General features: G+C 53.8%; 9 protein-coding genes. 4 read left to right on the forward strand and 5 right to left on the reverse strand.

Translation table 11 applies throughout. From position 1 onward, the window contains the following. Window positions 1-13: 13 nt before the first annotated feature. From BUB30_RS06360 to BUB30_RS06380, 4 genes are all read right to left on the reverse strand, one after another. Window positions 14-1,444, reverse strand: a complete 1,431-nt coding sequence (locus BUB30_RS06360) for a RagB/SusD family nutrient uptake outer membrane protein (RefSeq protein ID WP_073134845.1) — start codon at window positions 1,442-1,444, stop codon at window positions 14-16. 18 nt (window positions 1,445-1,462) lie between these two features. Beyond that, window positions 1,463-4,831 (reverse strand): TonB-dependent receptor, encoded by a 3,369-nt coding sequence (locus BUB30_RS06365; protein ID WP_178377036.1) that lies wholly within the window; start codon window positions 4,829-4,831, stop codon window positions 1,463-1,465. A gap of 228 nt (window positions 4,832-5,059) precedes the next feature. Then, window positions 5,060-6,124, reverse strand: a complete 1,065-nt coding sequence (locus BUB30_RS06375; RefSeq protein ID WP_073132047.1) for a FecR family protein — start codon at window positions 6,122-6,124, stop codon at window positions 5,060-5,062. Window positions 6,125-6,197: 73 nt separating this feature from the next. After that, entirely contained in the window at window positions 6,198-6,851 is a 654-nt protein-coding gene (locus tag BUB30_RS06380) for an RNA polymerase sigma factor (RefSeq protein WP_084137934.1), read from the reverse strand. A 296-nt stretch (window positions 6,852-7,147) separates the two neighbouring features. Here BUB30_RS06380 and BUB30_RS06385 point away from each other — a divergent pair, with 296 nt between their 5' ends. Together BUB30_RS06385 and BUB30_RS06390 are read left to right on the forward strand one after the other, a co-directional pair. Continuing rightward, window positions 7,148-7,507 (forward strand): response regulator, encoded by a 360-nt coding sequence (locus BUB30_RS06385; protein WP_073132049.1) that lies wholly within the window; start codon window positions 7,148-7,150, stop codon window positions 7,505-7,507. Window positions 7,508-7,544: 37 nt separating this feature from the next. Next, window positions 7,545-8,264: a hypothetical protein gene (locus tag BUB30_RS06390; RefSeq protein WP_073132051.1), complete on the forward strand. Its 720-nt coding sequence runs from the start codon at window positions 7,545-7,547 to the stop codon at window positions 8,262-8,264. 25 nt (window positions 8,265-8,289) lie between these two features. Here the strand turns inward: BUB30_RS06390 and BUB30_RS06395 are convergent, their stop codons facing one another. Beyond that, window positions 8,290-9,159: an ATP synthase subunit B family protein gene (locus BUB30_RS06395; protein WP_073132053.1), complete on the reverse strand. Its 870-nt coding sequence runs from the start codon at window positions 9,157-9,159 to the stop codon at window positions 8,290-8,292. Window positions 9,160-9,299: 140 nt separating this feature from the next. Here BUB30_RS06395 and BUB30_RS06400 point away from each other — a divergent pair, with 140 nt between their 5' ends. Then, window positions 9,300-11,459, forward strand: a complete 2,160-nt coding sequence (locus BUB30_RS06400; protein WP_073132054.1) for a pyrroloquinoline quinone-dependent dehydrogenase — start codon at window positions 9,300-9,302, stop codon at window positions 11,457-11,459. A gap of 152 nt (window positions 11,460-11,611) precedes the next feature. After that, the gene (locus tag BUB30_RS06405) at window positions 11,612-12,454 is read left to right on the forward strand and encodes a ThuA domain-containing protein (protein ID WP_073132056.1); all 843 of its coding nucleotides are present in this window, start codon (window positions 11,612-11,614) and stop codon (window positions 12,452-12,454) included. The last annotated feature ends 4 nt before the right edge of the window (window positions 12,455-12,458 follow it).

Genomic DNA, 12,458 nt, shown 5'->3' on the forward strand with positions numbered 1-12,458 from the left:
TAAATTTCTGCGATCAGTTGTCGATAAAGTTCAACTGCGATTGTGGGATCGGCAAATAGTTATTCACGCCTTCTACATAACCTTCTCCACCCAGCACCTCTTCGCCACGGCCCTGACGGATAATATCCCAGAGGCGTTGGCCTTCCATGCCCAACTCTACTTCGCGTTCGTGGTAAACGGCTTGCAGTGCATCCGCGATCGGCGTCGGCCCCATGTTTACGCGGTCGCGCACTTGCTGGAGATAGCTTTGCCAATCGCCGCCGGTGTGTGCCGCGGCTTCAGCGGCCCAGAGCAATACTTCGGCATAGCGGATGACGATCCAGTTGTTGGGGTCGTCACTTTGCAGACCCCATTCACTTGGGGGGATCTGGTATTTTTGGCCCATGTAGAGGTCGAGGCAAGAGGAGAATTGGTTGTCGGCAACCGTTTCGTCGTCGGTTCCGGGCCAGAGCACTTCGCCGTCGTCGATGATGGTGGCATCGCGACGGAGATCGCCGGCTTCGAAGCGGTCAACAAAAGATTGCTTGGGACAGTTGAAGCCCCAGCCGTCGCCGTTGTTGCGGCTGCGGGTGAAGATCACAAACTCATTGCCCTCGTTGTCGTCGCCCCAGGCGTCGGTGCCCGATGGGGTGAACTGGATCTCGAACACGGACTCGATGCCGTTCTCATGGTCGAGTTTCCAGTTGTCCTCATAGTTGGCTTCCAGGTCATACGTGCCAGATTGGATGACTTCTTCTGCCATCGCCAACGCTTCAGGCCATTTCTTTTCGAAGATGTAGGCCTTGCAGAGGAAAGCTTGTGCCGCACCTTTGGTGGCGCGACCCACATCTTGTTCGCCTTTCTCCAACAGCACATCGGCAGCCGCTTTGAAGTCGTTTTCGATAAAGGTCCACAGTTCTGCCAGGCTGGACTTGGGTAGGTTATAATTGCCGGCTTTCATCAGGTGATCGACCAACGGCACTTCACCAAAGATCTTCACCAGCTCGAAATAATAGTAGCCCCGCAGGAATCGCGCTTCGGCGATCACTTGTGCCTTCTTGTCGTCGCCGATCATTTCCTTGGTCATTGCTCCCACTTTGTCGATCACGCGGTTGCAACGGTTCACGCCAAAGTAGTAATGTTGAAAGGGAACGGGCAAGCCCGGGTTGCCGGCGTTGTATTGGAAGTTCAGCAACGGCTCGATCCACGGTTGATCGCCGGGACCTTCGCCGCCTTTGTAGGCATCGTGGCCAAGGATGTCGCCCAGCCAGAAGGGAAAGTAATTGGTATCATCCCAACCCAGGATGTCGTAGCATCCGGTGAGCGCCAGGTTGGCCTGGTTTTCGGTCGTGAAGAAACTTTGTTCCGAAACGCTGGGTGCGTTGATGTCGAGGAAGCTGTCCGAGCATGACGTCACCGCGATGCAGGCAGCATAGGCGAGAAATATTCTGAATATCTTTTTCATGGTTCTCATGTTCATCGGTTAGAAGGTCAGGTTTAAGCCGCCGGTAAAGATGCGCGGTTGCGGATACGTGGCCCGGTCGATGCCCAGGTCGAGCGATCCGTAGTAGCCCGTTCCGATCTCAGGATCGAAGCCCGTGTAGTTGGTCACCGTAAATAAATTGGTGGCACCCACATAAAAACGCAGCGTCTGGATCTTCATCTTCTCCAGCAAAGCCTTCGGCAAATTGTAGCCCAACTGCACGTTCTTCACGCGCATGTACGATCCCTTTTCCACATAGCGGTCGGAGAACCAGTTGTTGTTGGCATCGGCGGCGTTCAGGCGCGGGAAATGCGCATCGTTCGTGCTGCCCTCTCCTGTCCAACGATTCAGCATGCGTGTGCTCAGGTTGTAAGCAGCATCGGGACGTTCGGTGTAAACTTTTGTGCCGTTGAAAACGTCGTTGCCATAGACGCCCTGGATGAAAATGCTGAGATCAAAAGCGCCATAGTTCAGTTGCGCGTTGAAGCCGTAGGTGAATTTCGGCAAAGGATTGCCAATGGTCCCGAAGAAGAGTTGTCCGTCGGCGCCTTTCGCATAACGAATGTCGCCGGGGGCGGCATCGGGTTGAAGCAGGTTACCGTCGTTGTCTACGTGGGCCAATACTTCCGCTTCATTCTGAAAGAGGCCATCGGTCTTATAGCCTTGGAACTGCGCTACGGGACTTCCCACTTTGGTGACCGACACATTGCCCTGGTTGCGCAAAGGAGCATCTTCGATCTGATCCAGGCCGCCGAGGTTCACCACCTTGTTGCGGAACATCGAGAAGTTGCCCCCCACTTTGTAGCTGAACTTGCCGATGGCGTTGCTGGTGTAGTTCAGGTCCAACTCAAGACCTTTGTTCTCCATAACCCCCACGTTCTGATACGGGAAATCCTGGATACCGGTATGGCTGGGCGGCGGAATGGCCACGAGCATATCTTTCGTACGCTTGATGTAGTACTCGGCCGTGAACGTCAGGTTGTCGTTAAACAACGCGCCGTCGATACCGATGTTGGTCGTGTTGGTCGTCTCCCAATGCAGGTCTGGGTTGGCCACGTTGGGGAACGTGATCCCGTTCGTGATCGTGTTGTTGAACGGGTACGATTGTCCCAGTTTGCCCGGGTTCAAATAACCAAATGCGGGAATTTTTTCGTTGCCAATGCTACCCCATCCGGCGCGCAGCTTCAGGCTGCTGAGAAAAGCGATGTTGGTCATGAAATTTTCTTTGCCGATCTGCCAGCCGGCCGAGAACGAAGGGAACACACCATAACGTTTGTTCACAAAGTTGGACGACCCATCGCGGCGGATGTTGGCGGTGAACAAATACTTGTCGGCGAAGCTATAATTGACCCGGCCGAACAAGGACGCGATGCGCTTCATATCGGTGGGCTTGCCGGTGGACGTGGCATAGATGTTCAAGGCGTTGTCGATGTAGCGGAACTGGCCGTTGTCGTCGATGAGGTTGGTGACGCGGGTATCGAAATATTCGACGTGCGTGTTATAAGCCTCCGTACCGGCCAGTACAGAAAGATCGTGTTGCCCAAAGGATTTGTTGTAGGTAAAATAGTTGGACCAGGTCCATGTGGTGCCATTGGTGGACGAGTTCTGTAGCGTGCTGATCTCGTTCCGCTGCGAAGTGGAAACCGTATAGACGGGCACAAAATTCTGATCCTTGCCAAACAGATACGTGACGCCCAGGTTAGAACGGAATTGCAGCGACTTGGAAAAATTAACTTCCCCAAACACGTTGCCCACGACATTGAATTGCTTGGCGTAAGCGTTTGTGTAATTGATCGCCGCGACGGGATTGCTGGTGTCCATGTATTTCGTGGCTGCAAAAGAGCCGTCCGGATTGTGCACCTTGGTGACGGGGTCGATGTTGCTGGCTTCGATCAATGCCGACGACCACTCGTCGTCTTCGTTCACTTTGCGTTGCGTCGATGATTCCAACGTCAGGTTTTCACCCACGGTGAACCAGGGTTTTGCTTTCACTGACGTATTGAGGCGTACCGACGTGCGCTCAAAATCCGTCTTGTTGACAATACCTTCCTGTTTGTAGTTGTTGGCGCTGATAAAATACGTGACCTTCTCGGTGCCGCCGGATATGGATAGGTTGTTATTACGGGTGACGGCCGTGCGGGTCACCTCGTCGATCCAGTCCGTTCCTTTTCCGAGGGTCTGGTAGTTTGCCAGCTCGGGATAGATGATGGGGTTGCCGGCATTGGTCTGCGCTTCGGTGTTGAGCATGCCCCACTGCGAGGCATTGAGCAACCCAGGCTTGCGCCACATTTTTGAGAAGCCGATATACGAATCGAACGCAATGACCGTGTTATCGCTTTTCTTTCCGCTGCGGGTGGTGATGAGGATCACTCCGTTTGCACCCCGCGAACCATAGATGGCCGTGGCCGAAGCATCCTTCAACACTTCCATGGACGCGATGTCGGAGGCGTTGAGGAAGCTGATGTTATCCACCGGGTAGCCGTCTACCACAAAGAGCGGCGACGAGTTGTTGATCGTGCCCACACCGCGCACCCGGATTTGCACGGGTGTTCCCGGGGAGCCGGAATTTGATGTCACCGTCACGCCGGAGGCCCGGCCTTGCAAGGCTTGGTCCACGGTGGCGATGGGCATCTTCTTGATGTCGTCAGCTTTCACGCTGGAGACTGCACCGGTGAGGTCGCTCTTGCGTTGGGTACCGTAGCCCACGACGACCACCTCTTGCAACGCGTGCAGGTCGGGTGCCATGTTGACGTTGATCAAGGCGCGGCCGTTGATGGGAATTTCCTGGGCGGCATAGCCGATGAAAGAGATCACCAGCGTGGAGTTCTCGTCTTGAACGGAAATTTTATAGGCGCCATCCTTGTCGGTTGACGTTCCGTTTGTCGTGCCTTTTTCGATCACGTTCACGCCAGGCATGGGCTGGCCGTTCTCGTCGATGACGCTGCCGGCGACGGCAAAGGTCACGGTGCTGATCATCGCGATGGCGTCATCCGCCACCGGGAGGGTTCCGTCGCCCGCGTCATCCTCATCCAAGGTGGAGAAGGAGGTGGTGCCGGCGGAGGCGACTTCCCGTTTCTTTTTCAGGACGATCTGGTCGCCTTTGATCTTGTAGGTGATGTTGCTGTTCTTGAAAAGCTCCGCCAGCACGGTGTGGATGGTGGAGTTGCTGAAGGCCAGCGTCACTTTGCGCGACGTGTCCACCACTTTGTGGTTGTAAAAGAATCGGTAGGGTGTCTTCGATTCCAGGATCGAGAAGGCTTCCTTCAGCGAAGTTTCCTGGAAAGAGACGCTGATCTTATCCCCCACCCGGGCGGTGTCGCGGGCCTGCAGCGGCAACATACTGAGGGATGCGAAAATCAATGCTAGCATGGCGCTTTTCGTTAGGGTGTGCGTACGCTGCTCTCTGGATCGCCCAAAGTAATGGCGTAAAGTTTTTTTCATAACTTTGACATTAGGTTTAATAAAGTGTTCCATTTTATTATCCGGCCATGCGTCTCCTGGAGGCGCGTGACATAAGGTCGGGAAGTGCTCCAACACTTTCCGACTCTTTTATTTTTGGGAGGTTATGTGCTCATCTGATTTTTCGGTTTAGGAGGTTCATTCAGCGCAGAGTTTTCCCAGGATCGATACCTGGTCGCCTTCACGGCGATAGTCAATATTTTCCGAAGCCTTGAACAGCTCCAGCACTTCTTCCAAAGACTTGTTGTCTACGTTGGCCGAAAAGCGGCAGCCCAGTGAGCCGGTGTCTTCCACGTGAATGGTCACGTTATACCAGCGCTCCAACGCCTGCACGATCTCCGACAGGGGCTGGTCTTCAAAAATGAGTTTGCCCTCGCGCCAGGCCGTATATTTTTCGGTGTTCACCCGGTTTTCCAACAGCAGCTGCCGCGAGGTCTTCTCAAACACCACGCGCTGGTTGGGCAACAACGTCACCGCCTTGGCTTGTTTGCCGGTGGACTCGATGTTCACCTTGCCCCGCACCAGGGTCGTTTCCACTTTCTGATCTTTCTGATAGGAGCGCACATTGAAGGCGGTGCCGAGCACTTTCACGTTGATTTCGGCGGCGTGCACAATGAAGGGTTGGGCCTTGTTTTCGGCCACGTCGAAGAACGCTTCACCCTCGAGCGTCACTTCGCGGACGCGTTGGCCTTCAAAGCTCGAGGGATAGGTGAGGCGGCTGTCGGTGTTCAGCCATACTTTGGTTCCGTCTTTCAGCGTGATGAGTGAACGCTGACCTTTTTGCGTCACGGCGTTGGTGGTGTAGGTGTCGGGCGTGTTCTTGTCGCTGCGGACCCACAAAAAAAGGAAAGCACAAGCGACCAGGGCACTGAGGCTGGCGGCGATGGCGTAGACTTTCCAGTGGCCCGTTCTTCGCGGCGCCGTTCTGGTTTCGGCTGGTCGCGGCTCCTGCCGTTCGGGTTGATCCAGCGCCAGGTCAATTCTGCGTTTGAGGTGACCGATGCGCGACTCCAGCACATCTTTTTCTTTTACATGGAAGACCAGGAGAAACCGGCGGGCTTCGGTCAGGGGTTGCTGCTGGTCAGGATGTTGCGCCTGAAAGGATTGCCAGAACGCTTCGGTCTCCGCGTCGGGGCTGAAGACCCAACGTTGGAAGTATTCGTCCTTTATAAAATCGTCGGCCGAGTAGGTGCTGTAGTTCATGGAGGTTCAGGCGCTGTGTTACCTATAAAAGCACAACCCCTGGCGAGTACCCCTTCTTTTTTAAAAAATATTTTCAGGAAATAAAACGAACCTCTTTGCGAAGGGCGTCGATGGCTTTGCCGATGAGCTTGTAGGCGGATTTCAGATCGATTTCCAGCACTTCCGACAGTTGTTCGTAGGTCATGCGCTCATAAAATTTCAGGTAAACCGCCTCGCGTTGCCGTTTGCTGAGCTTGCCCAACGCTTCCGTAAGCTGTTGTTGTTGTTCCGATGCGGTCTGGAGTTGAATGATGTCGGTTTCGATGGACGTGTAGAGGCCGTCGTCCTCCACGGAGGCGAGCGTCTGGTGGGTTTGCTCGCGATGGACCGCAGAAAGCACCCGCACGATGCGGCGTCGGAGACATTTCAACAGGTAGAATTTAATGTTGTCGGTTTGGGAGAGTTGTTCGCGCCGGTTCCAGAGTTCGACAAAAACATCCTGGATGCTGTCTTCCACCAGCGCGCCGTCTTTGCAGAGCGTGGCACCATAAGCATACAAGAGCCGAACGTACTTCTCAAAAATATAATCCAACGCACTGCGATGGCCTTGCTTCAACAAGGTCCACACCACCGCATCGATCTCCGCCTGGCTTGTTCCTGTTTTAAAAAGAATGGACGCGATGTTCACATTTCCGGCATCGGAACCCAGTAGATTTTCGGGCGTCGTATCGTTTGAAAGGTGGTTCATCAGGTTCTGCAGGTCTCAAAAAAAACCTGCTCGGCAACGAAAAGGTAACAAAAAGTTTACACACAAATCAAGAACCTGTTTTGGGTGAACGTGAAATCAGCGGTCGCACCGGCGCTGAAACCGCGTCATCACTTCGGGTGTGTGCCTTGAACACACTCACGGACACGCGCCTGACAAGTAATCGATTGAATGTGCTTTTCTATTCTATTTTCCAACAAATTGGCGGATGCAAAACCGATTGTAACTCCACCCGAATCCTGCTATCTTGACGCCGGAAAAAATTAACCGCTGGTACTATGAAAATTCTGGTCTGTGAAGATGATGCCGTTGTTTTGAAAGTAGTCCAACTCGCATTGGAGCAGGAAAAATTCGAAGTGGTGCTGGCCAAGGATGGGAAGCAGGCCTTTGTGCAACTCCAGTCTGCCAACGACTTCGACCTGATCATCACCGACATCCATATGCCCTACCGCAATGGCGACGAGATCCTGAAATGGGTACGCGAAGACCAGCAGCGCAAAACCCCCATCATCATGCTGTCGTCCGATGGCGAAGAAGAGGTGATCAAGCTGGCGCTGAAACAAGGCATCAACGAATTTATCGTGAAGCCTGTCAACGCCAAGGACCTGATCAAAAAAGTAAAAAAACTCCTGAATTGAATCGCTCCACCTTTATCCTAACCACATCTCTCTACTTATGCGCGCCGCCACCTTCTGCTTTTTTTTAGCTATCCTGACCATCCCTTCCCTCCAGGCCCAAACGGCCGACGAGGTCATTCAACGCTACACAAAAGCCATTGGCGGCACGAAACGCTGGGAAAAAATCAAAACCCTTACCACCTCCGGGCTATATGATTATGGCGGCTTGCAATTTCCTTTTACGTCGTATGCCAAAGCCCCGGATCACTATGCTTTCAAAGTAACCTCCAACGGCAAATACTACGCCCAGGGTTTCGATGGAAAAGGCGGATGGAAGATCGACGTCTTCAAAGACGAGACCACCCCAACCCTACTGCAAGGCGACGCCGCCAAAGCCATGGCCAACGAAGCCGATGTGGAACTGACCGGCAACCTGATCCTTTATAAAACCAAAGGGCACCAGGTGCAATTGGAGGGAAAAGATAGCGTGGGACATGTCCTTTGCTACAAAGTCGCCCTCACACTCAAGTCGGGGGCGAAGGAAACCTTTTACTTTGATGTTACTTCGTTCCTGCTGATCCAGAAAACGGCTGTCTCCAAAAACGTTGAGTTGGGGGGCGCGCTGTTGAATACCCGGTTCAGCGACTATCGCGATGTGAACGGTATCAAAGTTCCTTTCCGGTCGGAAAGCGAAACCGGGGGGCAAACGATCCTGACGGTTGTTGTCGACCGGGTGGTGGTCGATGCGCCCGTGACCGATGCGGCGTTTCGTCCCTGAGCGTTTCCCGCACACATAGAGCATCCTAAACCGACCCCAATTCCTGGTTGATCTGCCGCACTACGTCGTCGATCTCTTTTGCCTGGTCTTCCACTTTCTCAAAAAAGAATGACGCATTGTCCTGGTCCATGCGATAGAGGTTCACCAGGCCCAGCAGGCGCGCTACCGGACCGCGCAGGTGATGGGCATTCGTGTAGGTATACTTTAGCAACATCTCGTTTTGCGCGTGCACTTTGGCGGTGCGGTCCATCACCAGTTGCTCCAGGTTGCGATTCATCTCATTGAGATTCTCCTGCCCCTGCAACAACTCTTCATTCTGCGCTTCAATCTCGTTGGCTTTCTCCACCAACTCCTGGTTCGCGCTGTGCAGCGCCCGGTTGACGGTGTCGTAGCGTGACTTCAACATCCAGGTGATATACGTGAGTATAAAATATAAGACGAGATATGTAATGCCCATGGTGAGCACTTCCGACGGCTCTTTTGCCACGCGCAGTTCTGGTTTTTGCATTTGGAGGATAAAGATCCCCGCAATAGACGCGCACGCCAGCCCATGCATCGCCCACATGAGCACACCGCGCAGCAGCACCGAAAAGATAAACCCCACGATCAGGATGATGGCCATCGATGTGGTGGTGTTCATCGGCACCGCCATACATTGCCAGATCATCGACGACAAGGTGAACCCCGTCGTGATGAGCACCGAGGTCGTATAACTTCTGTGCATCAGTAAATAGGACAAGCCACACGCGCCGACGATGATCACATCGATGATGATCGACAAGGTGTCTTGCATATAAAAAATGATATCGCTGAGCAAAATAAGAGACGCCCCCGCCAGCGAAATTCGCAGCAAGGTTCTCAGGAAAAAGTACTCAATGGCACGGGAGTCACCCATAAAAGGCGGGATTAGGCTTTACCAATATCAGCATTTTAATTCGATGCTAAAAGAAAAGCGCGACCATTGCCGGTAAAAACGGTTTGACCCTATGCAGGATTCTTTTAATTTGGACACACCTACCCCAAATTGTCCAAAGCATGAAAAGACATCACCCCCCCGGCCCCCCTCGCCTTCTCACCTTGTTCACCACGCGATGGCTGGCGATGGCCGCGATAGCAACGCTCGGGGCATGCTCCCGGGAAGAGCAACACACCACATGGTCGGTCTACAAAGCCGACGCCGGCAGCAGCAGCTATTCGGCGTTGACACAGATCAACCGCGACAACGTAAAAGATCTTAAATCCGCTTGGACGTTTATGCCCAACGATGCCCCCGAGGGCGCGCACTTTGGGAAAGCGGAATGCAACCCCATTATTGTAAACGACGTGCTCTATGCCACCTCCGTGCGGCACTGGGTCTATGCATTGGAGGCGGGCACCGGAAAGAAGCTGTGGTCGTTCGACCCTTTTGACGGCGCGCGCGGCGGCGGCATGTACCGCGGTGTGACCTATTGGGAAGACGGCGACGACAAACGCATTCTCCTCACCGCCGGGAAATTCCTGCTGGCCTTGGATGCTGTCACAGGCAAGCCCATCCCTTCGTTTGGAGAGAACGGCAAAGTAAGTTTAAACTTAATGCCCGACGATCAGCCCGAGGGTTGGGTCGTGCCCACATCGCCGGGCATTGTGTTTGGCGATCTGCTCATCCTGGGCTCGGAGGTTTCTGAATTGTACGGCGCCGCGCCAGGTTATGTGCGGGCCTTCAACATTCGCACCGGCGCGCTGGTGTGGACCTTTCACACCATTCCGCATCCCGGCGAGGAGGGCTATGAAACGTGGCCTCCCGATGCCTGGAAATATGTGGGCGGCGCAAACAACTGGGGTGGGATGAGCCTCGACGAAAAGCGTGGCATCGTCTTTCTTCCCCTGGGATCGCCCACGTATGATTACTATGGCGCCGACCGCAAGGGGCAAAACCTCTTTGGCAATTGCATCGTCGCTCTCGACGCCAAAACCGGCAAACGCCTTTGGCACTTTCAGACCGTGCACCACGACCTGTGGGACTATGACCTCCCCGCCCCGCCTAACCTGGTGACGATCGAGAAAGATGGAAAATCCATCGACGCCATTGCCCAAACGTCCAAGACCGGTTTTGTGTATGTCCTGAACCGCGAGACCGGTGAACCCATCTTTCCCATCGAGGAACGCAACGTGCCGGTCTCCACCATACCCGGCGAAGAGACGTGGCCCACGCAACCCTTCCCCACCAAACCTGCACCCTATGCGCGTCAGGTCCTGACGGAAGCCGATCTCACCGACCGCTCACCCCAGGCCCGCGACTCGGCGCTCGCCCTTTTCAGAAGCCTGCGCTACGAAGGCATGTTCACGCCGCCGGACTTGCGGGGCACGTTCATGTTCCCCGGCAGCCGCGGTGGCTCCGAGTGGGGCGGGGCCGCCTATGATCCCTCCACGGGATGGCTATACGTGAATTCAAATGAGTCGCCGGAAATCGCGCAGATCAAAAAAATAAAGAAAAGCGAATCGTCGCCCAGCGGGTCGTTCTTTGGTTTGGGGAAGACGTTGTATATGAACTATTGCAGCACGTGTCATGGGGCTGACCGAAAGGGGCGCGAACCTAACTTTCCATCGCTGCGGAATATTAGTGAGCGTCTTTCGCAGGAGGCCGTGTTGAACAAGATCAAGACCGGTGGTGGACGGATGCCCGCGTTTGCTTCGGTGGTGAAAGGGCATGAAGAGGAGATCATCGCGTTTCTGTTCGAGATCAAGAAAAACGAATTTCCCAAACAATCGGCGCTTCCCCAGGATACGACGTCGGTCTACCTGAACCTTACGGCCTACAGTGACTTTGAAGGACCCGATGGCTACCCGGCCATCAAACCACCTTGGGGAACATTGAACGCGATCAACCTGAACACGGGCGAATATGCCTGGAAGATCACACTTGGAAACTTCCCGGAGGCGCAAACCTCCGATGGTTCACTCACGGGCACGGACAGCTGGGGCGGTCCTATGGTGACGGGCGGTGGCCTGGTCTTTATCGCCGGCACCCGCGACAAGAAATTCCGCGCCTTCGACAAAGCAACGGGCGCCGTACTGTGGGAAACGACGTTGCCTGGAAATGGCTTTGCAACACCCTCAACCTATACCAGCGGTGGAAAACAATTTGTGGTGATCTCCGTCACCGGCGAAAAAGATGAGCCCGGCGGCAGGATCATGGCCTTCGCGTTGCCGGACTGACGTGCTTTTATGTTAGCAACGGTTGATTTTTAAAAACGCACATCGCACACATCATTTTGTTTTTGGATTTCTTCGTGAAGTAAATCGCATCAACAATTTTTGCTTTATCTTGAAATGAATTCGATACCTGCATTACAAAAATTTTCATCATCATGATCTCCTTTCGTTTTAAAAAACTCTCCAATCTTCTCGTGTTTATTTTGCTCACCCTGGGAGCGATGCCCGTGCAAGCACAAAAAGCAAAGTTCCATGTCATTGCATTCTTTACGGGCAAACAGGATCAGGCACACATCAGCTATATTCAGGAGGCCCATCCGTGGTTTCAAAAGATGGGCGCTAAATATAATTTCACCTATGACACGACAACGAATTGGAGTAATCTGAATACCGCCTTCCTTTCCAGGTACCAGGTCGTGATCTTCCTCGACACACGACCCGAAGCGCCCGAACAACGCGAGGCTTTTCAAAAATACATGGAGAACGGCGGGGCTTGGTTGGGTTGTCACTTCGCGGGGTTTGCGTTGACGCCTTCTGCTTATCCGCAAAACTGGGATTGGTATCACAACGTGTTCCTGGGCGCCGGGTCTTATGTCAGCAATACATGGCGGCCGGTCTCGGCCATCTTGCGTGTGGAAGCTCCGAAACATCCGGTCACCAAAGGATTGCCGGCCACGTTCAAATCTTCGCCCAGCGAATGGTATCGCTGGAGTAACGACCTGCGCACCAATCCCGACATCACCATTCTTTTATCCGTCGACTCCACCAGCTTTCCCCTGGGCACCGGACCCAAGCCACACGAGATCTGGCATAGTGGCTACTACCCGATCGCCTGGACCAACAAAAAATACAAAATGGTCTACATGAACATGGGGCACAACGACATCGACTACGAGCATCATACGAACGAGACGTTGTCGCACACGTTCGGTAATGAGCTGCAGGACAAGTTCATCATCAACACCATCCTCTGGCTGGGCGAAGCGAAAAAGAAATAATCGC

The sequence above is a fragment of the Chryseolinea serpens genome (assembly GCF_900129725.1).
In the GTDB taxonomy this organism is placed as follows: Bacteria; Bacteroidota; Bacteroidia; order Cytophagales; family Cyclobacteriaceae; genus Chryseolinea; species Chryseolinea serpens.